This is a genomic window from Arsenicicoccus sp. UBA6765, assembly GCF_002453335.1.
Classification (GTDB): Bacteria; Actinomycetota; Actinomycetes; order Actinomycetales; family Dermatophilaceae; genus Arsenicicoccus; species Arsenicicoccus bolidensis.
Window position 1 is genome coordinate 54383 of record NZ_DKGR01000044.1, and the last position, 22770, is coordinate 77152.

The window sequence follows — 22770 nt, forward strand, 5'->3', positions numbered from 1 at the left end:
TCTGGGGGCTCTGGGGGTTCTGGGGGGTCGTTCAGGGGGTGAGGTCGACGCTCCGGAGGGCGCGCCGCAGCCCCGAGGTGGGATAGCTCGAGACGGGGGCCTGGGCGATGACGGTGATCGTGCCGGCGGGAGTCTCGGTGCTGAGCGCCTCCACGTGCAGCCCGGTCGAGGTGTTGACGTAGACGAGGTGGGCCGGTCGCCCGTCCCAGGTGGTCGTCGTGACGATCCCGCTGGCCGTGCCGGCGTCGCGGCTGCCCCCGGTCCGCGCGATCGTCCCGGCCGACTGCTCCGCCGTGGTCTCCGCGGTGGGGGCGACGATCAGGCCGAGCGAGGTCTGCGGGTTGCCCTTGGGGTCGGTGAGCCGCTTGTAGGTCCAGCCCTTGCGCGGTGCCGCGGGCCCCGCGTCGGCCTCCGTCATCGCGGCCGGCGCCACGAGCGACACGGGACCCCATCGCCGCGGGGTCTCGCCCACACCGGCCGGTTGCGGCGCCAGCAGCTCACGCACCCTCGAGGACTGGTCCTGGGCCGAGCGGGCGGCGGCGCCGGTCCGGGTCGGGCTCGGCGCCGGGTCCGAGGCGCACCCCGCGAGCAGCAGCCCCGCGGCCGTGAGGGTGACCGTGGAGGAGGCGGCGCGTTGCGGCATACAGGGCATATGCGAACCCTAGGTGATCAAAGCAGTGCCATGCGTGCCCGTCGCGCCCGTAGCGTGCCCGTATGACGCCAGCGCGGGGGACGCGGCGCACGAGTCGTGCCTGCGGGCTGCTCGTGCGCACGACGCTGATCACCCTGGTCGCGGTCGGCGGCGCCGTCGCGCCCGTCGGGACCGGCGCTCTGGGCGGGCGCGACGTGACGGCGATGGCGCTCGACGGACCGAGGGGACCCGCGACGGGCGGCGCCCGCAGCCCCGCCCGCGACACCGCCCGCGGCGCAGCGCGACCCGTTCTCGCCACACCCTCCGCCCGACGACCCGATCCCAGGGGGACGACCCCGCCCACGAGCGCCGGCCCCCGCCCGGTCGCCCCGGTGACCACGACCCTGCAGACCGGCTGCGCCGCACGAGGGTCCTTCGACTCGGTCGAGGCGATCAACCGGGCCGTCGACCAGCTGCACGTGGCCCCGACCTTCCTGGGCGCCGACGTCGGCGCGGGGGCCCGGCTCCAGGACGGACGCCGGCTCCTGCTCTACGGCGACACGCTGCGCTCGCCGGACGTCGCGGGGCACCGGTTCGTCCGCAACTCCATGCTGCTCAGCAGCCCCGGCTGCCTGCGGGCCGTCCTGCCCGCCGGTCGTGGGGCGATCGTGCCGGACCGCGCCAGGCCGGCGGGGAGCACGGGCGCGGTCGTGGGCTACTGGCCGATGTCCGTCACGGTCACCCCGCGCGCGGGGCAGGACCTGGTGACGGTGATGCTGCAGCGGGTGCGGACGACCGGGGGAGGGACCTTCGACTTCGAGAACCTCGGCCCGTCCGCCGCGCTCTTCACCGTGGGCCGGGGTGGCGCCCCGCAGCTCCTGCGGCTCGTCGACCTGGGGCCGGACTCCCCCGACGTGACCCGCCCGGCCTGGGGTGCCGCCTCGGTCCTGTCCGACGGCTGGCTGTACCTCTACGGGACGGCGGGCTCGACCGAGGCGATGACCTTCGGGCGCTCGCTGCGCGTCGCTCGGGTCCGGCCGGACCGGGTGCTGACCCGGTCCGAGTGGACCTACTGGGACGGCAGGGGGTGGTCGCGGTCGGCCGCCGCCGCGGCGCAGCTGATCCCGGCGGTGAAGGGGACCTCCCAGACCCTGTCCGTCTTCGCGCAGGGCGGTCGGTGGTACGCCCTCAGCAAGCGGGACGACTTCCTCGGCCGCGACCTCACGGTGTGGACCGCGCCGACCCCGTGGGGGCCGTTCGACACGGGCCGGACCGTCGCCGACCTGCCCTCCGACCCGGAGACGGGGGTGCTGCGCTACATGCCGCTCGCGCACCCCGACCTGCTGCCCGAGCCGGGCACGGTCGTCGTGTCCTACAGCCGCAACAACACGGACCTCGCCACGGTCCTCGCGGACCCGTTCTCCTACCGGCCGCGCTTCCTGCGCGTCCGGCTGCCGGTGGGCGAGGTGCGCTCCACCCGGTATGCCGGAAGGCTGGCCCCATGACTCGAAGCACCGTGCACGCCGACGCCGCCCCCGCCCCGGTCGGCCCCTACTCGCACGCCGCGAGCAGCGGCGAGCAGGGCCTGCTCCACCTCTCCGGCCAGACGCCCATCGACCCCGCCACCGGCCGGCTTGTGGACGGGGACGTGAGCACGCAGGCGAGGCAGGTGTTCACCAACCTCCAGGCAGTGCTCGCCGCCGCCGGCCGCACGCTGGACGACGTGGTCAAGGTCAACGTCTACCTGGTGGACATGGCCGACTTCTCGGCGGTCAACGAGGTGTACGCCACCGTGTTCGCCGAGCCGTATCCCGCCCGGACCACGGTCGCCGTCGCGGGCCTGCCGCTGGGCGCGCGGGTGGAGATCGAGCTGGTGGCGGGGCACCCGTCCGTCCGCTAGTCCGTCGTCAGGTGGAGGACGACGATCTCGTCGGGGGACATCGCAGGTGCCTCCACCCCGACCGCCTGCAGCGAGCGACCGCGCAGCAGCGCGCCCTCGTCGCCGGGCCACCAGGCGGGCGGTTGCGGCATACCGTGCGGCGGGCGGCTGGGCGTCACGTCCCGGACGCGGTAGCGGCGGTCGGGGTCGAGCCCGGCGAGGCGCATCCGGCCGATGGGGTCGACGATCGCGCGACCGGTGGACACGACGGCGAAGAGTGCCTCGTCCTGGGTCGGGGAGACAACGCCGTGGACGTGCAGCTCGGGCACGACGTCGTCCAGGCGGACCACGGCGCCGGAGTGCAGGAGCTCGCGGTGGTGCTTGTAGAAGCGGACCCAGGCGCCGAGCTCCGCGAGCTCCGCGTCGGAGGCGCGGGCGAGGTCCCACTCGATTCCGAGGTGTCCCCAGACGGCGGTGCCGGCGCGGAAGTGCAGGGTGTGCATGCGGCCCGTCGTGTGCGAGGCGCCCGAGGCGATGTGCGAGCCCATGAGCTCCGGGGGGACGAGCTGCTGGGTCCAGCGGTGCATCACCTGACGCTCGAGGGGGTCGATGCAGTCCGACGTCCAGATCCGGTCCGTGTGCTCGAGGACGGCGAGGTCGACGCGCGAGCCACCGGAGCTGCAGGCCTCGATCTCCAGCCCGGGGAAGCGGTCCTTGAGCTCGGCCATGAGCCGGTAGGCGGCGAGCGTCTGCTCGTGCACGCCCGCACGCCCGGAGGGTGCCGTGCCGGCGTCGACCAGGTCGCGGTTGTGGTCCCACTTGATGTAGCCGATGGCGTAGGTCTCGAGCAGCGCCACCATCTGGTCGCGGACGTGGGCGTAGGCCTGCGGGATGCCGAGGTTGAGCACCTGCTGGTGGCGGCTCTCCACGGGAATCCGGTTGCCCGTGGCCATGATCCACTCCGGGTGCGCGCGGGCCACGTCGCTGTCGAGGTTGACCATCTCGGGCTCGAACCAGATGCCGAACTCCATGCCCAGCCCGGTGACGTGGTCGACCAGGGGGCCGAGGCCGTCGGGCCACATGTCGGGGGAGACGACCCAGTCCCCGAGGCCGGCGTGGTCGTCGCGGCGGGCGCCGAACCAGCCGTCGTCCAGGACGTAGCGCTCGACGCCGAGGGCGGCGGCGCGGTCGGCGAGGTCGGTGAGGCGCGCCAGGTCGTGGTCGAAGTAGACGGCCTCCCACACGTTGAGGGTGACCTTGCGGTCGGTCTGCGGGTGCGTCGGCCGTGACCGCAACCAGCCGTGGAAGCGCGCGGCCTGGGCGTCCAGGCCGTCGCCATACGCGCCGAATATCCAAGGAGAGCAGTAGGACTCGCCCGTGGCCAGCCGCATCTCGCCGGGGAGCAGCAGCTCGGACCCGCCGATCACGGTGCGGCCGTTGAAGAGTCGCTCGGCCCAGTGGCGATGGTTGCCGGACCAGGCGGTGTGGACGCCCCAGACCTCACCGTGGCGGAACCCGAATCCCTTTGTCCCAGCAGAGAGCACGTAGGCCGCGTCGGCGCCCGTGCGTCCCTTGCGTCCCTCGCGCAGGTGCTGCCCGACGGTGAACTCCTTGCGCTGGGGCGCGCGTTCGGTGCCCCAGTGCCCGGCCAGGTCGTGAATCTCGTTGGCCTGGTTGGGGACCGGGAGGGTGAGTGCCAGCTCGTCGAGGGCGTAGTCGGTGTCGCCGTCGTTGGTGAGCGTGGCGCGCGTGCGCACGAGTCCCGTCGCCAGCAGCTCGATCTCGATGGTCAGGGTCAGGCGCGCCTCGTCGTCGCGGGCGGTGACGTGGAGCGCGCCGGCGCCGAGGGTGGTGAGCGTGCCGTATGCCGTCGCGCCGGCCGCTTCGTCGGTGCGGGCCTCGGCCGCGGTCACCGTGAAGCGGGGCGACCAGCCGGACCCGTCGTCGCGGCTGCCGCTGATGCCTGGCCGACCGGACCAGCCGGCGTGGTGCTCGGGCAGGACCGCGACCCGGACGGGGACGTCGACGTCGTTGCCGCCGCGGCCGTAGGTCGTCGCCAGGACCAGGGTCGCCGCCTCGTCGGCGTCGAGGTCGGGGAGGGCGGCCCCCCAGTGGGCGATCGAGGGGAGGCGGGCGTCGGACAGGTCGAGCAGCAGGGAGACGCCCCCGCTGGTGAGGTGGACCTGGCAGTCCTGGCCGGAGCCGGTGGTCAGGGCGTGAGAAGGCATGCCCACCAGCCTGTCACCTCACGGCGTCTACGCCAGTCGAGCCGACGCCCTCCCGCCGACTGGTCAGTTCCGGGCGGCGCGCCCCGCCGACTGGTCAGCTCCGGGCGCCGCGCCCCGCCGACTGGTCAGTTCCCGACGTCGGGAACTGACCAGTCGGCGAAGGGTGGGTCAGTGCTCGTGCACGTGGTCGCCGTGCTGGTGGTGCCGGTGGCCGTCGTGGAGGTGGTCGACGTGGTCGTCGTGCTCGACGGTCTCGCAGCCGTCGCCCTCGGTGTGCTCGCCCTCGTGGTCGGCGTGGACCGAGACCTCGGGGTGGCGCTCCTCGCCGTGGACGTGGTCGAGGTGGTCGTCGTGCTGCACGGTCTGACAGCCGTCGCCGGCGAGGTGCTCGTGGTCCATGACGTCGGTGTGCTGGGTCATGGTCCCCTCCTGCTGTTCGTCGCGCCGCCACGGGTGCGGCGCCCCTTGCGGGCGTGGTCCGCCACGCCCGAGGCTCACTCTAGGACCCCCCGCCTGTGGGTCTCCTGTGACCCAGGCATCGCACGATCCCGTTGTCTGATAATGGTTTTCGCTCCGCCGTGCAGCCGGCGTCGTGGCGCGGATCGCTGGACCAGCAGCATCGGCATCGCTGTGACCGACGTCTCACCCACCCGCATCTCGACCCCTCCTCGCCATTGGTCACCAATGGGCGGATCCGAGCCGTTTGGATCGTTCAGATGCGTGATTGGTGACCAATGGCGTGGGCGGGGGTGGGCGGCTGAGCCTGCGTGCGTCATTGGTGACCAATGGCGGCGCGCCGGGGAGGGGCGGGGTCCGGCATACGGCGATCGCGGCCCGCTCCTCCCGGCCGAAGGGGAGGGGCGAGCCGCGACCTGGGTCCGCGCGGAGAGACGGTGCGCGGGGTCTGTGGGGCCGTTGGCGGTAGGCGTCAGCCGCGGCGGTAGCGGCGGTTGAAGCGCTCGACGCGTCCGGCGGTGTCCATGATCTTCTGCTTGCCCGTGTAGAACGGGTGCGAGGCGCTGGAGACGTCGACGTTGATCACCGGGTAGGTGTTGCCGTCCTCCCACTCGATCGTGTCGTTGCTCGTGGCGGTCGAGCGCGTGAGGAAGGCGAAGTCGGCCGTCGGGTCCCGGAACACCACGGGGTGGTAGTCCGGGTGGATGCCCGGCTTCACCTCTCGCCCTTGGCGGCGGCCTTGAGCGTGGAGCCGGGCGTGAGCTTCACCGACGGCTGCGCCGGGATCTCGATCGCCTCGCCGGTGCGCGGGTTGCGGCCCGTGCGGGCGGCGCGCTCGACGCGCTCGAGGGTGAGCAGCCCCGCGATCGGCAGCTTGCTGCCGTCGGCGGCGCACTCGCGCATCAGGTCGCCGAGGGCGTCGAGGACGCCGTTGACGTCGTTGGGCGTGGTGGCGGTGCGCTTGCTGATCTCGTAGACGAGCTCGCTGCGGTTCATGGAACGGTCCTTTCGGAAGGGGATCGGGCTGGTGGGTTACCAGCTGGACTTGGTGACGCCGGGCAGCTCGCCGGCGTGGGCCATCTCGCGCAGGCGGATCCGCGACAGGCCGAACGCCCGGTAGACCGAGCGCGGGCGACCGTCCACGACGTCGCGGTTGCGCAGGCGCGTGGCGCTCGCGTCCCGGGGCATCCGCTGCAGCCGCAGCTGGGCGGCGGCCTTGCTCATCGCGTCGGCGGTGGGGTCGGCGATGACGCGCTTGAGGGCGCGACGCTCCTCCGCGTAGCGGGCGACGACCTCACGACGCTGCTGGTCGCGGGCGATCTTGGACTTCTTGGCCATCAGCGCTCCTCCTTGAACTCGACGTGCCGGCGCACGACGGGGTCGTACTTGCGGATCACGAGCCGGTCGGGGTCGTTCCGGCGGTTCTTGCGCGTGATGTACGTGTAGCCCGTGCCCGCCGTGGAGCGGAGCTTGATCTTGGGCCGCACGTCGGTGGACCTGGCCATGAGGTGGCCTCCTTCGTCTGTCAGATAAGAATGATTACCATAACTGATAGGTTGAGCGCTCTGTTCCCACGCCGAGGAGGCACCTGATGGCAGTCCCCAAGCGCAAGATGTCGCGCTCCAACACCCGGTCCCGCCGCGCCAACTGGAAGGCCGAGCCCGTCGACCTCGTGCCCGTGTCGGTCGGTGGCCGCACGGTGCGCGTGCCCCGACGGCTCGTGCGTGCGGTCCAGCGTGGGCTGGTCGACTCGAGCCACTACGAGGCCTGAGGCCTCCGTCGGGTCGGGGCGGAGCGTCTGCGGGGTGGATCGGGCACCGAGATCGGCGCTCGATCCACCCCGCGGCCATCTCTGCGGCCATCTCTGCGGCCATGTGGGACGACGCGGGTATGGCGCCCCTGCGGCGCCGCGCGCTCCAACGAGCAGGCGCCGTCAGGGCCGTCCGGGCGGTCAGAGCCGCTCGCCGCGAGCCTGCATCCGCACGATCGCGGCGTCGATCCCGATGCGGTCGATCGTCTTGATGGCGCGCGTCGACAGCCGCAGGGTCACCGTGCGGCCGAGGCTGGGCGCCCAGTAGGTCCGGCGCTGGATGTTGGGGTCGAAGCGGCGGCTCGTGCGGCGGTGCGAGTGGCTGATGGTGTTGCCGAAGCGCGGCGCGGTGCCGGTCAGCTGGCAGTGGTTGGACATGAGTTCCTTCCTTCGGGTTCGTCTGGCTTTAGTAATAACGATTCTCATTACGCTACCAGCCGCCGGTGCCGGTCCATCGCGATGGGCGAGGCGGCACCGGCATACGAAGGAGATCCGATGCCCGCTCCCGACCCAGCCGCGATGCACCGTCCCGGCACCACCGACGTGCTCGTCGTCGCCGGCCTCGACGCCACCGACCAGGCCGTCGCGGCGATGGGCCTGCAGTGCGACCTCCCGGACGCCGCCGTGGTGCGCCTCGTCGTGGACGCCGCCGCGGGCCAGGTGCGCTGGGCCGTCAGCGACCTCACGGGCACGGTCGAGGAGGACGGGCAGGACGTCGAGCATCCCTGCCTGTCGTGCGCCATGCGCGAGGCGATCCTCCCGACCCTGGTCCGCCTCGCCGGGACCGGCCGCTGGGGCACGCTCGTCGTCTCGCTGCCGCCGTCCGCCGAGCCCCTGCCCATCGCCCTCGGGCTGGCCCGGGCCCACCTCGCGGACGGGCGCCGCGTCGCCGACCTGCTGACCCTGCGGTCGGTGATCACGGTCGTGAGCTGCGACGACGTGTGCGGCGGGGTCTTCGACGACCCGCTGCTCGAGGAGCTCGGACTCGCGATGGTCGAGGACGACCGCCGCAGCTATGGCGAGGTGCTGGTCAACCAGATCGAGCTCGCCGACGCCGTCGTCGTCGTGCAGGACACGCTCGACGAGTCGGACTCCGCCCTGCTGGACCACCTGCGGCGGCCGGACAGCCGCGTCTACCTCGGCCTGTCGAGCTTCTCGGCAGGGGCGCAGCTGAGCGCGCGCGGCTTCGACGTGCAGGTGGCGCAGGGCTTCGTCGACCCGCGGCGCCGCCGACCGACCGGCGCGGAGCCGGCCGGTGGGCTGCAGACCCTGCGGCTGCGGACCTGGCGCCCCTTCCACCCCGGACGCCTGCAGCAGCGCCTCGAGGACCTCGGGTCCGGCGAGCTGCGCGGCCGCGGCGCGTTCTGGCTGCCCGGGCGGCCCGGCACCGCGATCGCGTGGGAGGCCAGCGGCGGTCAGCTGTCCATCGGCTCGATCGGCGGGTGGGACGACGCAGACCGTATGACGAACCTCGTGGTCACCACCGACGACGAGACGGCAGTCGTCGTGAGGGAGGCGTTCGAGGCCGCCGTCATGACCGACGCCGAGGTGCTCACGGCGCGCGACCGCTGGCTCGGGCGACGCGACGGCTTCGAGGAGTGGCTCGGCGAGGAGGGCGCCTCCGACGTGGCCTGACCGCGGCGCGTGGCCGGTCGCCGCGAGCGAGCTTGCCCCGGCATACGGTCCGTGCGAGCCTGGATGGAGGCTCCACGAGCGGGCCCCGGACGAGGGAGCCGTACCCGGTCACGCGACGAGACGGCCACGAGGAGTGACCATGTCGTGGATCGTGCTGGTGCTGTCAGGTGTGCTGGAGGCGGTGTGGGCCACGGCCCTCAGCCGCAGCGAGGGATTCAGCCGGCTCGGGCCGAGCGTGGTGTTCGTGGTGGCCTGCGCGCTCAGCATGGCGGGGCTGGCCTACGCGCTGCGTGACCTGCCGGTGGGCACGGCCTATGCCGTGTGGGTGGGCATCGGCGCCGTGACGACCGTCGCCTGGGCGATGGCGACCGGCGCCGAGCCGATCTCGCTGGTCAAGGTCCTGCTGCTGCTCGGGATCATCGGCTGCGTTGCAGGGCTCAAGCTGCTGCACTGAGCCGCGGCGGCTCCTCGCCGCACCTGAGAGGCCGCCACCGCGCGCGAGGGGTCACCGTCTCGCGTTGCTGTGCCCGTCAGTGCTTCGCGCAGGTCCCGAAGACCTCGAGCGTGTGCGACACGTCGCGGAAGCCGTGCTCGGCGGCCACCGTGTCGGCCCACGACTCCACCGCAGGGCCCTCGATCTCGACGGTGCGGCCGCACTCCCGGCATACGAGGTGGTGGTGGTGGTCGTCGCTCGCGCACAGGCGGTAGCGCGCCTCACCGTCGTCGACGCGGAGCATGTCCACGCGCTCGTCCTCGGCCATGGCGTTGAGCGTGCGATAGACGGTGGCGAGGCCGACCGTGTCGCCCTGCTCGCGCAGCCGGGCGTGCAGGGCCTGGGCCGAGATGAAGTCGTCGGTCTCACGCAGGACCTGCTCGACGGCGCGGCGCTGCTTGGTGGCTCGGCGCTCGGTGTCCGGCATCGTGGATCAGCTCCTGCTGGTCGGCCGCCCGGCGACGACGTCGTCGGCGGTGGGGTGCCGGTCGTCCTCGCGGTGGTCGTGGTGCTCGTCGTAGTGGTCCCCGTGCGGGGCGTGCAGATGTCCATCATGCAGGTAGTCGACGTGATCGCCGTGCTCGACCTGCTGGTGCCCGCAGCCGGGCCCGTGCTCGTGGGCGTGCATCTCGGCATAGCGGTGATGGCGTGCGGCGACGGCGTGGGCGAGGGCTGCCGCCACGCTCAGGACGATGAACACCGCGAGGACGAGCAGCACGATCGTGCCGCCCGAGGGCGTGTCGAGCTGGTAGGACAGGGCGACGCCGCCGGTGGCGCACAGGACGCCGATGACGATGGCGACGAGCCGCATCGAGCGGAAGGACCGCGAGACCTGCTGGGCGGCCGCGTTGGGCAGGATCATCAGGGCGCTGATGAGCAGCAGCCCGACGACGCGCATCGACACGACGACGGTGACGGCGGTCATGACGGCGAGCACGATGTTGAGCCCGAGGACCGGCAGCCCCGCCGCGCGGGACCACTCCTCGTCGTTGGCGACGGCGAACAGCCGTGGCCGAAGCACCCAGGTGGTGACCATGACGACGAGGGCGAGGACGGCAAAGACCACGAGGTCGTCGCGGCTGGTCGTGGTGATCGCGCCGAAGAGGTAGGACGTCAGGTTGGCGCCCGTCCCCGTCGCCCGCGACATCAGCACGACACCGAGCGCGATCCCGCCGTAGAACATGACGGCGAGGGCCACGTCCCCGCTGGCGCGGCCGTAGCGCTGGATGAGCTCGATCACGACGGCGCAGACCACCGCGGCGACGAGTGCCGTGAGGACCGGCTGGTTGCCGGTGAGGAGGCCGATGGAGACGCCGGCGAGCGCCACGTGCCCCATGCCGTCGCCGATCAGGGACAGCCGGCGCTGCACGAGGAAGGTCCCGACCATCGGCGCGGCGGCACCCACGAGCAGCGCGGCGATCAGGGCGCGCCGCATGAACTCGAAGCTCCACAGCTCGGACAGGTCAAGCACCGTGGGTCTCCTTGCTCGGCGCGGGGGCGCCTGCGCCGGCGCTCCTTGGCCGTATGCCGGACGCCCCGACGCCGGCGGGGTCGACCCAGCGGGCGGGTGGCAGGTCGTGCCCGTCGTCGTCGTGATGGTGGTGGTGATCGCCGAGGGAGAGGGGATCGGCGCGGCTGGCCCGCTCGAACTCCGCCACGGTCCCGTCGAAGGTGATCCGGCCGGCCGACATGTGCACGATGCGGTCCAGGACCGGGGTGAGGGCCGCGACCTCGTGGGTCACGATGAGCAGGCCGACGCCGCGGTCCCGCAGGCGCTGCAGCACGGTGGTCAGCAACCGCTGGTTGGCGACGTCGACGCCGGCGGTGGGCTCGTCCATCACGAGGGCGTCCGGCTCGCCGGCGAGGGCGCGGGCGATGAGCACGCGCCGTTGCTGGCCGCCTGACAGCGTCGAGACGTCCTGGCGGGCCTGGTCCGTCATACCGACGACGTCGAGGGCCGAGGCCATGATCTGGTGGTCGCGCGCCCCGAGCCGGGCCAGGAGGCCCTGGTGCGGCAGGCGCCCGGTGGCGACGACCTCGCGGACCGTCGCCGAGACCGAGCCGGACAGGGTGTGGCGCTGGGGCACGTAGCCGATGCGATAGCGCTGGCGGAAGCGCGCGAGCGGGGTGCCGAACAGCTCGACCTCGCCGCCCAGGTGGTCGTTGAGCCCGAGCAGGCCCTTGACCAGCGTGGACTTGCCGCACCCGTTGGGTCCGAGGAGGGCCAGCGCCTCGCCGGGCGCCACCGTGAGGTCGGCCCCGGAGACGACGGCGCGGTCGGCGTACCCGAAGGACGCCGACCGGAGCCTGATGACGGGAGCGTCAGGCGCGCTGACGCGGGCGGAGGTCACGGACAGCTCTGGCCCTTCTTGAGCGTGGCGAGGTTGGCCTTCATGACGCCAACGTAGTCCTTGGCGGCGGAGGAGTCCGTGATGCCCTCGATCGGGTCCAGCACCGCCGTCTGCGCGCCGGTCTCCTTGGCGACCGTCTGGGCGATCGCCGGGCTGACCAGCGTCTCGGCATAGATGGTGGTGACCTTGTGCGACTTGGCGTACTTCGCGATCTCGGCGAGCTTGGCGGGCTCGGGCTCCTCCTCGGGGGACAGCCCCGAGATGGCGACCTGCTGCAGCCCGTAGCGGTCCGCGAGGTAGCCGAACGCCGCGTGGCTGGTCACGATCGTCGTGTTGGTGCAGCCCTTGAGGCCGGCCGCGAGCTCGGAGTCCAGGGCGGTGAGCCGGCCGGTGAAGGCCTTGAGGTTGGCGTCGTAGTCCGCGGCGTGGGCGGGGTCGGCCTGCTTGAGGCGGTCGGCGATGGCCTGGGAGACCTTGGCGTAGCGCTGCGGGTCCAGCCAGAAGTGCGGATCCTTGGCGCCCTTGCCGTGGCTGTGCCCCGCGTGCTCCTCGGCGGACTCCGTCGAGTGGTCGTGCCCGTCCTCGCCGATCGTCTCGCCGTGCGTGAGCGAGAGGTTGGCGGCCGTCGCGACGTCGAGCGCCTTGTCCGGCTTGGTGTCGGCGACCGCGGTGTCGACGGCCGACTGCAGCCCCTTCTCGTAGATCGCGAGGTCCGCCTGGGACAGGGTGGCCACGTCCTTGGGCGTCAGCTCGAGGTCGTGCGGCTCCGAGCCGGGCTTGGTGAGGTTGGTGACCTGCACGTGCTGGCCACCGATCTGCTCGGCGGCGTGCTGCAGGGGATAGAAGCTGGCGACGACGCCGAGCTTGCCGTCCTTGCCGCCCTGGCTCGCTGCGCCGCCGGTGCTGGAGCCGCCGTCACCCGATCCGCAGGCGGTGAGGGCGAGCAGGGTGAGGGCTGCAGGGGCGGCGAGCAGACGGCGGTTCATGCTCTCCAGGGTCGGCCTAATGGAAATCATTGTCAAACTGGCTCCGCCCGCTAGTCCGGGCGATGGGCGTGGGCGGCGCGTCGTGAGCTCGGAGCTCAGTTCGGGTCGTCAGGAGGCCGTGGGCGGGGCTTCTGCCGGCACATTCCGAGCTCGGAGCTCAGTTCGGGTCGCCGGGAGGGCATGTATGGCGACGTGGGCGGCACGTTGTGAGCTCGGAGCTCAGTTCGGGCCGCCTGGGGATAACGTGACGGGTCCCCGCCCCGCTTGTGGATGGCAGACGCCACCACGCTCGAACCGTCTCAAACTGGGTCCATGGCACCCAAACGCCCTCTCCCGCCGCAGCTGAGCGCCCGCGTCTTCTTCACCGTTCGGCGCGCTCGCGAGCTGGGGGTCACTCGCGCGACGATGGCCGATCTCGCCCGCCCGCACCGCTCGGTGCTCGGCACCCGCATGCCGCTCACGGTCCTCGAGGACGCCCAGGCCGCATCCCTCGTGCTGCCGGCGGGATGCGTCTTCACCCACTGGACGGGTATCTGGCTCCGCGGGCTGGTGGTGGGGCGTCGGTGGATGCCCGAGCACCGACCGCCGCTCGACGTGGGCGTCCACGGCCGGACCCCACCACGGCTGGCCACCGTGACCGGTCATCGGCTGCTCGCGCCGGACCTCCCGACGATCGTGCTGCCGGGCCTCGCGATCCCCGTCCTCGACGACGCGCACCTGTTCCGGCAGGTGGCGGGCGATCTCAGCGTCGCGGATCGCGTCGTGCTCGGGGACCTCATGGTTGCGTGGAGGTCAGGCCGAGGTGACGACTACTTCGACGAGGCGCTGGCGATCCGGTCCTGCGGGGTCGTTGCGGCCCGCGCGGCGAGCCGTCAGGTGCGTCCCGGCACGAACTCGGTGATGGAGTCGAGGGTGCGGCAGGACTTCGTGCGCGAGGGGTTACCGGCACCCGAGCTCAACGCCCAGATCCTCGACGATCGCGGAGCGCTGGTCGGCTACGCGGACTTCCTCTGGCGCCGCGCCAGGGTCGTCGTCGAGTACAACGGTGCCCACCACTACCGCACCGACGAGCAGCGGCTCCAGGACGAAGCGCGTCGCAACCGCATGGAGCGCCTCGGCTACCTCGTCATCCTCATCAACAAGGTCGACTACTACGACCATCACGCCGAGACGATGGCTGCGGTCCGGGCGGCGCTGGTGGTGCGGGGCGCTCTCGCCGCCTGATCCGAGCTGAGCTGGGAGCTCAGTCTGGGTCGTCTGGGAGGGCTGGGATGGGGCTTGGGCGGCGCGAAGCGAGCTGCGGGCTCAGTTCGGGTCGTCTACGGGGGTCGTGGGGCGGTGTGGGCGGCGCGAAGTGAGCTGGGGACTCAGTTCGGGTCGTCTGGGAGGGCTGGCCGGGGGCTTGGGCGGCGCGAAGTGAGCTGGGAGCTCAGTTTGGGTCGGGGGCCGTATGCCGGGGGACCGGCGCCACGCGGCGCGCACTCCCTGGTCCTCGACGGGGGGCTCGGCCAGGCTGGGGACGTGCCGCAACCACAGCGAGAGGACCAGCGCCAGGAGCAGGAGCGCACCGGTGAACCCGACGACCAGGGGCCAGCCGCCGCGGCTCCAGGCCGTGCCGACGACCGTGCCGCAGACGGACGACCCGAGGTAGTACGCGAACATGTAGAGCGAGGTGGCCTGGGCGGTGCCGCGACCGACATACGTGGCGCGGGCGGCGACCCAGCCCGAGGCCACCCCGTGGGCGGCGAAAAAGCCGGCGGTCAGCACCGCGAGCCCGCCCACGACCGCCCACAGCGACCCGCCGAGGGTGACCAGCAGGCCGAGCAGGACGATCGCGAGCGCCACGGGGACGACTGCTCGCACGCCGTGACGGTCCGCGAGGCGCCCGGCCCGCTCGGAGCTCACCGACCCGAGGGCATAGACGACGAACACCAGCCCGGCGACGGCGAGGCTCAGGTGGTAGGGCGCGGCGGCGAGCCGGAACCCCATGGCGTTGAACACCGACACGAAGGCCCCCATCGCGCAGAACGCGATGCCGTAGAGCGCGAGCAGGGCGGGGTCGGTGAGCATCCGGCGGTTCATGGCGACGAGCTCGCGCAGCGACAGCCGCGCCGGGGCGAAGCGTCGCGAGCCAGGCAGCACCGCGCGCACCGCCACCGCGCACAGCAGGCCCAGGCCCCCGATCGAGCCGATGGACCAGTGCCAGCCGAGCAGGTCGGCGACACCGCCGGTGAGCAGGCGACCGAGCATGCCGCCGAGGGCCGTGCCGCCGATGTAGAGCCCGGTCGCCCGCGCCGTCGCCGAGGGATGCACCTCCTCGCGCAGGTAGGCGACCGCCACTGCCGGCAGCCCTGCCACCGCCAGGCCGAGCAGCGTCCGCAGGACCAGCAGGACCGTCCACGACGGCGATAGCGCCGTGAGGATCGTGACCACCGACGACGCGAAGAGCGACACATGCATGACCCGCGTGCGCCCGAGCACCTCCGAGGAAGGGCCCACGACGAGCAGGGCCAGGCCCAGGGCGAAGGTCGTGGTCGACACCGATAGGGCGGACTGCGCCGGCGTCAGCGCGAAGGCCCGCGACAGCTCGGGCAACAACGGCTGGGTGGTGTAGATCATCGCGAAGGTCGCGAGCCCGGCGAGGAACAGCGCCCACGAGATGCGGCGGTACTCCGGGGACCCCGGCCGGTGTCCCCCGGCCGTTGGGGGTGGCGGCGGGGCGGCATACGGCTGGGGCACCCGACCACCGTATGCCGGACCCGCCCCCCGGCCTGCCCACCCCGACGACCGCGGCACAGGCATCCCCAACGCCGAGTGGTCACCTCCCGACGTCGGGAAGTGACCACTCGGCGGTGACCTGTTGCGGAAGAGGCGAGGGTCAGGTGCGGCTCAGCGCCGGATCCCTCAGTGCTGGATCCCTCAGTGCTGGATCGCGCCCGCCGTGCCGTGGCCGGACAGGGACCGGACCTCCATCTCGGCGTACTTCTCGGGGTTGGGCTTCTCCTTGTCGGTGATCGAGCCCAGCCAGCCGAGCAGGAAGCCCAGCGGGATCGAGATGATGCCCGGGTTGTCCAGCGGGAACCAGTGGAAGTCGATGGAGGCGTTGGTGATCATCGACAGGCTCTTGCCGGTCGCGTCGACCTTGCCGGACACCACGGGGCTGAACAGGATGAGCAGCATCGCCGACCCGAGCCCGCCGTAGATCGACCAGAGCGCTCCTCGGGTCGTGAACTTCGACCAGAACAACGAGTAGAGGATCGTCGGTAGGTTGGCGCTCGCGGCGACCGCGAACGCCAGGGCGACGAGGAAGGCGATGTTCTGCCCGTTCGCGAGGATGCCGCCAACGATCGCGACGACACCACCGGCGATGGCGGCGCGGCGGGCGACCTTGACCTCCTGCTCCTGGGTGGCCTTCCCCTCCTTGATCACCATGTTGTAGATGTCGTGCGCGAAGGTCGCCGAGGTGGTGATGGTCAGGCCGGCGACCACGGCGAGGATCGTGGCGAACGCGATCGCCGAGATGATGCCGAGGAAGACGGACCCGCCGAGGTGGAAGGCCAGCAGCGGTGCCGCGGAGTTCTCCTTGCCGGGGGCGGCCACGATGGCGCCGGGGCCGACCAGGCCGGCCGCGCCGAAGCCGATGACCAGGGTGAAGAGATAGAACAGGCCGATCAGCCAGATCGCCCACTCGACCGACTTGCGCGCCTCCTTGGACGTGGGGACGGTGTAGAACCGCATCAGCACGTGGGGGAGCCCGGCGGTGCCGAGCACGAGGGCCATCGACAGCGAGATGAAGTCGATCTTGGTCGTCGTGGTCTTGCCGTACTTCAGGCCGGGGTTGAGGAGCTTCTCGCCGACCTTGGGTGACTCGTCGACGGCCTTCTGCATCACGGCGGACAGGTTGAAGCCGAACTTGCCGAGCACCCAGACGGTGATGACCGCGGCGCCGGCGATCAGCAGGCAGGCCTTGATGATCTGCACCCAGGTGGTGCCCTTCATCCCGCCGATGAGGACGTAGGTGATCATCAGGATGCCGACGATGACGATGACGATCGCCTGCCCGGCCCAGGACTTGACGCCGAGCAGCAGCGACACGAGGCCGCCCGCGCCGGCCATCTGGGCGAGCAGGTAGAAGAACGAGACGGCGAGCGTCGAGGTCGCGGCGGCCATCCGGACGGGACGCTGGCGCAGCCGGAAGCTCAGCACGTCGGCCATGGTGAAGCGGCCGGTGTTGCGCAGCAGCTCGGCGACGAGCAGCAGCGCCACGAGCCAGGCGACGAGGAAGCCGATGGAGTAGAGGAAGCCGTCGTAGCCGGCGACGGCGATGGCGCCCGCGATGCCGAGGAAGCTTGCCGCCGAGAGGTAGTCGCCGGCGATGGCGATGCCGTTCTGACGGCCGGAGAAGGCCGCGCCACCCGTGTAGTACTCGCCGGCCGTCTTCTTCTTGCCCGTCGACACCTTGATGACGACGGCCAGGGTCACGACCACGAACACGGCGAAGATCGCGATGTTGAGGATGGGCGAGCCGACGGACGTGGCCGCGGCGCTGATCATCGTGCTGCTCATCAGGCGTCCAGCCCCTTCTCCTCGACCATCTGGTGGACCCGCTCGGCCCGGGGGTCGAAGACGCGGTCGGCCCAGCGCACGTAGACGATGGTGATCGCGAACGTCGTGACGAACTGCAGGAAGCCGAAGATCAGGCCGACGTTAATGTTGCCGAGCACCTTGATGCTCATGAACGCCGGGAAGAACGCGGCGCAGATGACGTAGAGGAAGTACCAGGCGAGGAACGCCCCGGCCATCGGGAAGACGAAGGACCGCAGCCGCGAGCGCAGCTCCTGGAACTCGGGCGACCGTTGGACGTCGCTGTAGGCGGCGCTGTAGTCGCGGGTGGGCTTGGTCGCGCTCACGCGGTGCCTCCTGGGGGGGTGGGGGTCGGCACGTCGTCGTGCCGATCGTCACTGTGCGCCCGGTCACCGGTCCCGGACGAGAGCCACACGATCACGACGGGTCGAGCGGTCGGTGAGGCTCGGTGAGCGGTCCCGACCAGGTCGTATGCCGAGACGCCCGCCCGTCAGCGGGCTGCGGTCCGGCGCGAGGACCGGTCGAGGCGCACGTCCTCGGGGGTGTGCAGCCGCACCATCGTGCGAGAGGTGCCGCGCGGGATGCTGCCCGGCGTGAGCAGCGACACGACCACGGCGACGAGGAAGGCGGCGGGGGCGGTCCAGGCGGCGGGGGCCGCGGTGAGCGCACCGGCCCAGCCTTCCGTGACCCGGCCGGTGAGGCTGAGCAGCGAGGCCGTGGCCGCGAGGACGGCGCCGACGCCGACGGAGGCGAGGGTGCCGGCGCGCGACAGGCGTGGCCACCACACGCCGAGCACCAGCAGCGGCGCGAAGGTCGAGGCGGTGAGGGCGAAGACCAGGCCCACGAGGGTGCCGACGCCGACGTGCGGGAGCAGGTGGGCGACGGCGAGGGGGACGAGCACGGCGACGACCACGGACAGGCGGAAGCTGTGCAGCCGGTCGGCGTCGCCGCCGGTGGCGCGCAGGAGGGCGGGCCCGACCAGGTCCTGGTCCACGACGCCGGCCACCGCCACGACCAGGCCGCTCGCGGTGGACAGGAAGGCGACGAAGGCGCCGGCCGCGATGAGGGTGGTGAGGGTGTCGCCGACGCCGCCCGGGATGGCGCTGGTGGGGAGCCGCAGCATGACGGTGTCGGTGGAGGCGCCGGCCGGCAGGGACGGGACGTAGACGCGGCCGAGGATCCCGTAGATCGGCAGGGCGAGGTAGAACGCGGCGATGAGGCCGATCACGGTGACGGTCGTCCGCCTGGCGGCCCGGCCGTCGCGGATCGTGTAGTAGCGCACGACGACGTGGGGCAGGGCCATCGTCCCGAGCGCCTGCCCCAGCAGGGTCGACCAGACGGTGTAGAGGGGGTGGTCCTGTCCGGCATACCCGCTGAGCGGCTCGGACCAGGACTCGAGCTGGTCGGGCGGCAGGGCCGGGCCGGGGGAGCCCGACCGGATCCAGACGACGACCAGGACCAGGGCGGGCAGCCATAGCGCGGCGAGCTTCATCCAGTAGTGCCAGGACTGCACCAGGGTGATCGTGCGCATGCCGCCCGCGCTCACCACGGTGAGGACCACGGTGCCGACGAGGACCCCGCCGAGCCAGGCCGGGGCGCCGGTGAGGAAGCGCAGGGTCAGGTCGGCGGCCTGCAGCTGCACGAGCAGGTAGACCCAGCCGATGGCCACGACCAGCAGGGACACCACGCGGCGCACGCGGCGGCTCTCGAGGCGGTCCTCGGCGAAGTCGGGGAGCGTGTAGGCCCCCGAGCGGCGCAGCGGAGCCGCGATGAGCACGAGCAGCATGAGATAGCCGACCGTGTAGCCGACGGGCAGCCACAGCCGGTCGGCGCCGTCGGACCACATGAGCCCGGCGAGGCCGAGGAAGCTCGCGGCGGAGAGGTACTCGCCGGTGATGGCGGCGGCGTTGCGGCGCGGCGAGATGGCGCGCGAGGCGACGTAGAAGTCGCTCGTGGTGCGGCTGGAGCGAGCCCCGAGCAGGCCGAGCCCGAGCGTCAGGAGACAGACCGTCGCCACGGCGACGATGCCGTATGCCGGCTGCAGGGCCGCCGTCATGGCGCGCCGCCGGTCGGCCCGCTGCCGTCACGGCCGTCGTCTTGAGAAGCGCCGCCACGGCCCGCTCCGTCACGGCCCGCTCCGTCACGGCCCGTTCCGCCACGGTCCGGGAGGTCGTCACCGGCGACGGTGCGGGCGAAGTCGCGCTCGACCCGCTCGACGGCTCGGGCGTAGGCCCGGCCGAGCAGCCACAGGGCGGGATAGATCACGACGCCGACCAGCAGCCAGGCCACCGTCACGCCGGGTCCGAGCCGCAGGCCCGCCGCCCCTGGGACGAGGGCGAAGGCCAGGGGCAGGCCGACGAGCAGCGTGACGAGGGACGCCAGGGCGGCGGCGACCAGGCGGCGCAGCCCGCGCAGGTAGGTCCGCATGTAGACCTGCCCGAGGCCGGTGTCCTCGTCGATCTCCCGGGTGCTGGGGCGGACCGCGGCGCTGCGGCGGGCCGCGTCGCGGCGGGGCGAGGTGATGCGCACCCGCGGCGGTGTCGGGCTGGTCACGCCGTCGGGTTCTCCCGTCGGCGGGCCTCGCCCGGCCGGCCGAGACGGTCGCGCAGGGCGCGGGTGTGGCGGCGCGAGACCTGCAGCTCGAGGGGTCCGAGCAGGACGGAGCAGTGGCCCTTGTCGGTGCGGACCTGCGTGACGTGCCGCAGCGACACGAGCGTGCTGCGGTGGATCCGGGCGAACCCCGCCGAGGACCAGCGCTCCTCGAGGGTGGACAGCGGGATGCGCACGAGGTGGTTGCTGTCCCGCGTGTGCAGCCGGGTGTAGTCGCCCTGCGCCTGGGCGTAGATGACGGCGGACCGCTTGACGAAGGTGGTGATGCCGGCGAGCTCGACCGGGATGACCTCGTCGTCGTCCTGGCGCTGCGTCGGGGCGGACTGTGGTGCGGGCGCGGGGCGGGCCGCGACGACCCGGCGGACGGCCTCCGCGAGGCGCTCCTCGCGGACGGGCTTGAGGACGTAGTCGATGGCGTCGACCTCGAAGGCGTCGACGGCGTGCTGGTCGTGGGCGGTCACGAAGACGAAGGACGGCGGCTCCTCCTGGGCGGCCGCCGCGCGGGCCACGTCGAGACCGTCGAGGCCGGGCATGCTGATGTCGCAGAAGACGACGTCCACGTCGTTCTGGGCCAGGATCGCGAGGGCCTCGGCGCCGCTGCCGGCCAGGTGGATCCGCCCGAGGCGCGGATCCTCGCCGAGCAGGTAGGCAAGCTCGTCCCGCGCCGGCGGCTCGTCGTCGACGACGAGCGCGGCGAGGCGAGGTCCGGTCACGTCTGCGTGGTGCTCCGCCATGGTGCCCCCTATTGTCCTGCATGGACGCCGGGAGCCCACTTGGGCACGGTGAAGGTCACCCGGGTGCCCGCCCCTGGCGCGGTTTCGACCACGACGCCGTGGGCGTCGCCATACACCTGCCGCAGGCGGGCGTCCACGTTGCCCAGGCCCACGTTGTCGCCGTCGTGCTCGCCCGACAGCACCGAGCGGACCCGCTCGGGGTCGGACCCGGCGCCGTCGTCCTCGACGCTGACCTGGGTGACCGTGCCGAGGTCCCGCGCGGTGATGCGGATCGTGCCGTCGCCGACCTTGCGCTCGAGGCCGTGACGGACGGCGTTCTCGACGAGCGGCTGCACCGAGAGGTAGGGGACGGCGTTGCCGAGCACCTCCGGGGCGATGTCCAGGTCGACCTTGAGCCGGGGGCCGAAGCGGGCCTGCTCGAGGGCGAGGTAGCGCTCGATGTTGACCAGCTCCTCCTCGAGCGTGGTGAACGCGCCGCCGCTGCGGAAGGAGTAGCGCGTGAAGTCGGCGAACTCCAGCAGCAGCTCGCGGGCGCGGACGGGGTCGGTCCGCACGAAGCTGGCGATGGCGGCGAGGGAGTTGTAGACGAAGTGCGGGGAGATCTGCGCCCGCAGGGCCAGCAGCTCGGCCTCCATCGTGCGGGTGCGCTGGCGGCTGAGCTCGGCGAGCTCGACGTTGGTCGACACCCAGCTCGCGACCTCGCGCGTGGCCCTGGTCAGGCCGTAGCTCACGTCCGGGGCGTAGGCGACGAGCGCGCCGATGACGGTCTCGTCGCTGACGATCGGCGCCGCCACCGCGGAGCGGATCGGGCAGTCCTCGTCGACGCACACGAGGCCGCGCACCACCTCGAGGTCACCGGTCGCGAGGACCTGCTCGACCAGGTCGACGGCACCCGCCGCGTGACGCTCACCGGTGCCCTCCCAGACGAGCAGGGCCTGCGTGTCGAGGATCGCGAGCGCCGGCACGCCGAGCAGGGCGCGCAGGTGCCGCGCGGCCTTGGCGCTGCCCTCCGGCGTCAGGCCGTCCTTGAGGTGGGGAGCCGCGAGCCCGGCGGTGTGGAGGGCGTCATACGTCGCCTCCTCGACGGGGGAGGAGAAGGTGCGCCGCACGCGGACCACCCGCAGCGCGAGCCACGCGGCCAGGACCAGCAGGGCCGCGAGGACGGCGATCAGCGCGACGGAGCTGCGCGCGGGCCCTTCGAGCATGGACCGATCGTAGGGCGTGAGTCCCTAGGCTGACCCCGTGAGCTCCCCCGTCGCCGCCTCCGTCGAGCCCCTGCTGCGCCTGCCGGGGGTGACCGACGCCGTCGCGGCCGCCCGCGAGGCCTGCACGCAGCTGCGCTGGCACAAGGCCCTGCGCCGCCGCATCCCCGAGGCCGCCGCCGAGTCGCGGGTGCGAGGTGCCAGGGAGACGGCCTTCCTCGACGGCATCCAGTTCCCCGTCGAGACGGTCCGCGACCTGAGTCGTGGAGCGCTGTCCTGGCGAGACGACCCCCTCCCGGACGAGCAGGTGCTGCGGGGGGCGGTGCAGGTGACGGCCGAGGCCGAGCACCTGCGTGCCGTGCTGTCTGCGGCGCCGCGACAGGTCGTGGCGCGTCTGCACACGGCGGCCGCGACCCCGTTGCGCGTCGAGGCGGCGGCGCTCGGGCGTCCTCGGGGCCCGGAGGCGGTGTGCGCGGAGCTCGTCGAGCTGGGGGAGCCGGTCGCGGCCGAGCGGGTCGCCGCCAGGCTGGACGGGATCGTGGAGCTGCTGCGCGCCGTGGGGCCGGTGCCCGCCGGCGTGGTGGGGGCTCTCGTGCACGCGGAGATGGCGGTGGTGCGTCCGTTCGAGCGCGGCAACGGGCTGGTGGCGCGGGCCCTGGAGCGCGTGGTCGTGCAGGCCGGCGGGCTCGACCCGACCGGCGTCGCGGTGCCCGAGGCCGGTCACCGGTCCCTCGGGCAGACGGCGTATGTCGGAGCGCTCGCCGCCTATGCCACGGGGACGCAGGACGGGGTGCGGCTGTGGCTGCTGCACTGCTGCGAGGCGATGGTCGCGGCGGCGGCCGAGGGCACGCGGGTCGCCGACGCCGTGCTCGCCGGCCGCACCGCGTGATCCCGCCGGTGCGGTCAGGCGGTCGCGCCGAGGCCGCCATCCAGGGGCTGTGCGCTCACCCGATCGAGGTAGTCCTCTCGGCCCCCTCGTGCGTCGTCGCGCACTAGTCAGGTCGCGCCCGTGAGTCACCTTTATCGATGTAACGCATCGCTGAGTGCGCCAGAATAGGCCGAACGGGTGACTTTGGGCGCCCGAGGTGGGTAGTGACTAGTCATTTGTCCGAGTCCGTCGCATCATGGAGTTACGCGCTCCCTTCGGGTCGAGCGCAGTGCATGGGCTCTT

General features: G+C 72.6%; 26 protein-coding genes and 1 riboswitch. Of the genes, 7 read left to right on the forward strand and 19 right to left on the reverse strand.

Features of this window, described 5'->3' with window-relative positions:
* Positions 1 to 31: 31 nt before the first annotated feature.
* Positions 32 to 643, reverse strand: a complete 612-nt coding sequence (locus B4K29_RS12295; protein WP_286967487.1) for a hypothetical protein — start codon at positions 641 to 643, stop codon at positions 32 to 34.
* A gap of 71 nt (positions 644 to 714) precedes the next feature.
* On the opposite strand from B4K29_RS12295, the gene B4K29_RS12300 reads away from it, so the two are divergent.
* Complete coding sequence (locus tag B4K29_RS12300) at positions 715 to 2136, forward strand: DUF4185 domain-containing protein (protein WP_286967489.1); 1422 nt, start codon at positions 715 to 717, stop codon at positions 2134 to 2136.
* Positions 2133 to 2531: a Rid family detoxifying hydrolase gene (locus B4K29_RS12305; protein WP_239262302.1), complete on the forward strand. Its 399-nt coding sequence runs from the start codon at positions 2133 to 2135 to the stop codon at positions 2529 to 2531. Before B4K29_RS12300 ends, B4K29_RS12305 begins: the two co-directional genes overlap by 4 nt.
* Here the strand turns inward: B4K29_RS12305 and B4K29_RS12310 are convergent.
* From B4K29_RS12310 to rpmG, 6 genes are all read right to left on the reverse strand, one after another.
* A complete protein-coding gene (locus B4K29_RS12310; protein ID WP_286967491.1) occupies positions 2528 to 4738 on the reverse strand; it encodes an alpha-galactosidase in 2211 nt (736 codons plus the stop codon). The genes B4K29_RS12305 and B4K29_RS12310 overlap by 4 nt on opposite strands.
* Before the next feature lie 168 nt (positions 4739 to 4906).
* Complete coding sequence (locus B4K29_RS12315; protein WP_239262298.1) at positions 4907 to 5158, reverse strand: hypothetical protein; 252 nt, start codon at positions 5156 to 5158, stop codon at positions 4907 to 4909.
* 508 nt (positions 5159 to 5666) lie between these two features.
* Complete coding sequence (locus B4K29_RS12320; protein ID WP_286967493.1) at positions 5667 to 5912, reverse strand: type B 50S ribosomal protein L31; 246 nt, start codon at positions 5910 to 5912, stop codon at positions 5667 to 5669.
* Positions 5909 to 6190 carry an HU family DNA-binding protein gene (locus B4K29_RS12325; RefSeq protein WP_286959124.1) on the reverse strand — a complete coding sequence of 94 codons (282 nt, stop codon included), beginning with the start codon at positions 6188 to 6190 and terminating at the stop codon, positions 5909 to 5911. The genes B4K29_RS12320 and B4K29_RS12325 overlap by 4 nt, the downstream gene beginning before the upstream one ends.
* A 36-nt stretch (positions 6191 to 6226) precedes the next feature.
* The gene (gene rpsN, locus B4K29_RS12330) at positions 6227 to 6532 is read right to left on the reverse strand and encodes a 30S ribosomal protein S14 (protein ID WP_019286562.1); all 306 of its coding nucleotides are present in this window, start codon (positions 6530 to 6532) and stop codon (positions 6227 to 6229) included.
* Complete coding sequence (gene rpmG / locus B4K29_RS12335) at positions 6532 to 6699, reverse strand: 50S ribosomal protein L33 (protein ID WP_019286561.1); 168 nt, start codon at positions 6697 to 6699, stop codon at positions 6532 to 6534. The genes rpsN and rpmG overlap by 1 nt, the downstream gene beginning before the upstream one ends.
* A gap of 86 nt (positions 6700 to 6785) precedes the next feature.
* Here rpmG and rpmF point away from each other — a divergent pair, with 86 nt between their 5' ends.
* Positions 6786 to 6965 (forward strand): 50S ribosomal protein L32, encoded by a 180-nt coding sequence (rpmF, locus tag B4K29_RS12340; protein ID WP_286967496.1) that lies wholly within the window; start codon positions 6786 to 6788, stop codon positions 6963 to 6965.
* Between the two features lie 180 nt (positions 6966 to 7145).
* Here rpmF and rpmB read toward each other — a convergent pair whose 3' ends face one another.
* Complete coding sequence (gene rpmB / locus B4K29_RS12345) at positions 7146 to 7382, reverse strand: 50S ribosomal protein L28 (protein WP_019286559.1); 237 nt, start codon at positions 7380 to 7382, stop codon at positions 7146 to 7148.
* A 117-nt stretch (positions 7383 to 7499) separates the two neighbouring features.
* Here rpmB and B4K29_RS12350 point away from each other — a divergent pair, with 117 nt between their 5' ends.
* Both B4K29_RS12350 and B4K29_RS12355 read left to right on the forward strand, forming a co-directional pair.
* Positions 7500 to 8639 (forward strand): CobW family GTP-binding protein, encoded by a 1140-nt coding sequence (locus B4K29_RS12350; protein WP_286959111.1) that lies wholly within the window; start codon positions 7500 to 7502, stop codon positions 8637 to 8639.
* Positions 8640 to 8702: 63 nt separating this feature from the next.
* A riboswitch (guanidine-III (ykkC-III) riboswitch) is annotated at positions 8703 to 8768 on the forward strand.
* A gap of 10 nt (positions 8769 to 8778) precedes the next feature.
* Positions 8779 to 9093, forward strand: a complete 315-nt coding sequence (locus B4K29_RS12355) for a DMT family transporter (RefSeq protein ID WP_286959101.1) — start codon at positions 8779 to 8781, stop codon at positions 9091 to 9093.
* Positions 9094 to 9169: 76 nt separating this feature from the next.
* On the opposite strand, the gene B4K29_RS12360 is transcribed toward B4K29_RS12355, so the two are convergent.
* From B4K29_RS12360 to B4K29_RS12375, 4 genes are read right to left on the reverse strand one after another with little or no spacing between them, the layout of a single operon-like run.
* A complete protein-coding gene (locus B4K29_RS12360) occupies positions 9170 to 9559 on the reverse strand; it encodes a Fur family transcriptional regulator (RefSeq protein WP_019286556.1) in 390 nt (129 codons plus the stop codon).
* 6 nt (positions 9560 to 9565) lie between these two features.
* On the reverse strand, positions 9566 to 10594 hold the full coding sequence (locus B4K29_RS12365; RefSeq protein WP_239262316.1) for a metal ABC transporter permease: 1029 nt from the start codon (positions 10592 to 10594) through the stop codon (positions 9566 to 9568).
* A gap of 1 nt (position 10595) precedes the next feature.
* Positions 10596 to 11483 carry a metal ABC transporter ATP-binding protein gene (locus tag B4K29_RS12370; protein ID WP_286959952.1) on the reverse strand — a complete coding sequence of 296 codons (888 nt, stop codon included), beginning with the start codon at positions 11481 to 11483 and terminating at the stop codon, positions 10596 to 10598.
* Positions 11480 to 12469, reverse strand: a complete 990-nt coding sequence (locus B4K29_RS12375) for a metal ABC transporter substrate-binding protein (RefSeq protein ID WP_286959078.1) — start codon at positions 12467 to 12469, stop codon at positions 11480 to 11482. Before B4K29_RS12375 ends, B4K29_RS12370 begins: the two co-directional genes overlap by 4 nt.
* 312 nt (positions 12470 to 12781) lie before the next feature.
* Here B4K29_RS12375 and B4K29_RS12380 point away from each other — a divergent pair, with 312 nt between their 5' ends.
* A complete protein-coding gene (locus B4K29_RS12380) occupies positions 12782 to 13693 on the forward strand; it encodes a DUF559 domain-containing protein (protein ID WP_019286552.1) in 912 nt (303 codons plus the stop codon).
* An 81-nt stretch (positions 13694 to 13774) separates the two neighbouring features.
* On the opposite strand, the gene B4K29_RS12385 is transcribed toward B4K29_RS12380, so the two are convergent.
* The 7 genes from B4K29_RS12385 to B4K29_RS12415 all read right to left on the reverse strand — a co-directional run bounded on the left by B4K29_RS12385 (position 13775) and on the right by B4K29_RS12415 (position 21602).
* Positions 13775 to 15208: an MFS transporter gene (locus B4K29_RS12385; protein ID WP_286967500.1), complete on the reverse strand. Its 1434-nt coding sequence runs from the start codon at positions 15206 to 15208 to the stop codon at positions 13775 to 13777.
* Positions 15209 to 15388: 180 nt separating this feature from the next.
* Entirely contained in the window at positions 15389 to 17035 is a 1647-nt protein-coding gene (locus B4K29_RS12390; RefSeq protein WP_029212768.1) for a solute symporter family protein, read from the reverse strand.
* Positions 17035 to 17379, reverse strand: coding sequence for a DUF485 domain-containing protein (locus tag B4K29_RS12395; RefSeq protein ID WP_029212767.1), 345 nt, complete (start codon positions 17377 to 17379; stop codon positions 17035 to 17037). Before B4K29_RS12395 ends, B4K29_RS12390 begins: the two co-directional genes overlap by 1 nt.
* A 164-nt stretch (positions 17380 to 17543) precedes the next feature.
* Positions 17544 to 19109, reverse strand: a complete 1566-nt coding sequence (locus tag B4K29_RS12400) for a cation acetate symporter (protein ID WP_029212766.1) — start codon at positions 19107 to 19109, stop codon at positions 17544 to 17546.
* Entirely contained in the window at positions 19106 to 19606 is a 501-nt protein-coding gene (locus tag B4K29_RS12405; RefSeq protein WP_286967501.1) for a hypothetical protein, read from the reverse strand. The genes B4K29_RS12400 and B4K29_RS12405 overlap by 4 nt, the downstream gene beginning before the upstream one ends.
* Entirely contained in the window at positions 19603 to 20397 is a 795-nt protein-coding gene (locus B4K29_RS12410; RefSeq protein ID WP_019286545.1) for a LytR/AlgR family response regulator transcription factor, read from the reverse strand. Before B4K29_RS12410 ends, B4K29_RS12405 begins: the two co-directional genes overlap by 4 nt.
* Before the next feature lie 8 nt (positions 20398 to 20405).
* Positions 20406 to 21602: a histidine kinase gene (locus tag B4K29_RS12415; protein WP_239262273.1), complete on the reverse strand. Its 1197-nt coding sequence runs from the start codon at positions 21600 to 21602 to the stop codon at positions 20406 to 20408.
* Positions 21603 to 21639: 37 nt separating this feature from the next.
* Between B4K29_RS12415 and B4K29_RS12420 the strand changes: the two genes are divergently transcribed.
* Positions 21640 to 22488 (forward strand): hypothetical protein, encoded by an 849-nt coding sequence (locus B4K29_RS12420; RefSeq protein WP_286967502.1) that lies wholly within the window; start codon positions 21640 to 21642, stop codon positions 22486 to 22488.
* The last annotated feature ends 282 nt before the right edge of the window (positions 22489 to 22770 follow it).

Excerpts from the sequence above, each read along its gene's own strand:
- B4K29_RS12295 (WP_286967487.1), bottom strand. The coding sequence starts at position 643 with ATGCCGCAACGCGCCGCCTCCTCCACGGTCACCCTCACGGCCGCGGGG.
- B4K29_RS12300 (WP_286967489.1), top strand. The coding sequence starts at position 715 with ATGACGCCAGCGCGGGGGACGCGGCGCACGAGTCGTGCCTGCGGGCTG.
- B4K29_RS12305 (WP_239262302.1), top strand. The coding sequence starts at position 2,133 with ATGACTCGAAGCACCGTGCACGCCGACGCCGCCCCCGCCCCGGTCGGC.
- B4K29_RS12310 (WP_286967491.1), bottom strand. The coding sequence starts at position 4,738 with ATGCCTTCTCACGCCCTGACCACCGGCTCCGGCCAGGACTGCCAGGTC.
- B4K29_RS12315 (WP_239262298.1), bottom strand. The coding sequence starts at position 5,158 with ATGACCCAGCACACCGACGTCATGGACCACGAGCACCTCGCCGGCGAC.
- B4K29_RS12325 (WP_286959124.1), bottom strand. The coding sequence starts at position 6,190 with ATGAACCGCAGCGAGCTCGTCTACGAGATCAGCAAGCGCACCGCCACC.
- rpsN (WP_019286562.1), bottom strand. The coding sequence starts at position 6,532 with ATGGCCAAGAAGTCCAAGATCGCCCGCGACCAGCAGCGTCGTGAGGTC.
- rpmG (WP_019286561.1), bottom strand. The coding sequence starts at position 6,699 with ATGGCCAGGTCCACCGACGTGCGGCCCAAGATCAAGCTCCGCTCCACG.
- rpmF (WP_286967496.1), top strand. The coding sequence starts at position 6,786 with ATGGCAGTCCCCAAGCGCAAGATGTCGCGCTCCAACACCCGGTCCCGC.
- rpmB (WP_019286559.1), bottom strand. The coding sequence starts at position 7,382 with ATGTCCAACCACTGCCAGCTGACCGGCACCGCGCCGCGCTTCGGCAAC.
- B4K29_RS12350 (WP_286959111.1), top strand. The coding sequence starts at position 7,500 with ATGCCCGCTCCCGACCCAGCCGCGATGCACCGTCCCGGCACCACCGAC.
- B4K29_RS12355 (WP_286959101.1), top strand. The coding sequence starts at position 8,779 with ATGTCGTGGATCGTGCTGGTGCTGTCAGGTGTGCTGGAGGCGGTGTGG.
- B4K29_RS12360 (WP_019286556.1), bottom strand. The coding sequence starts at position 9,559 with ATGCCGGACACCGAGCGCCGAGCCACCAAGCAGCGCCGCGCCGTCGAG.
- B4K29_RS12375 (WP_286959078.1), bottom strand. The coding sequence starts at position 12,469 with ATGAACCGCCGTCTGCTCGCCGCCCCTGCAGCCCTCACCCTGCTCGCC.
- B4K29_RS12380 (WP_019286552.1), top strand. The coding sequence starts at position 12,782 with ATGGCACCCAAACGCCCTCTCCCGCCGCAGCTGAGCGCCCGCGTCTTC.
- B4K29_RS12390 (WP_029212768.1), bottom strand. The coding sequence starts at position 17,035 with ATGAGCAGCACGATGATCAGCGCCGCGGCCACGTCCGTCGGCTCGCCC.
- B4K29_RS12400 (WP_029212766.1), bottom strand. The coding sequence starts at position 19,109 with ATGACGGCGGCCCTGCAGCCGGCATACGGCATCGTCGCCGTGGCGACG.
- B4K29_RS12410 (WP_019286545.1), bottom strand. The coding sequence starts at position 20,397 with ATGGCGGAGCACCACGCAGACGTGACCGGACCTCGCCTCGCCGCGCTC.
- B4K29_RS12415 (WP_239262273.1), bottom strand. The coding sequence starts at position 21,602 with ATGCTCGAAGGGCCCGCGCGCAGCTCCGTCGCGCTGATCGCCGTCCTC.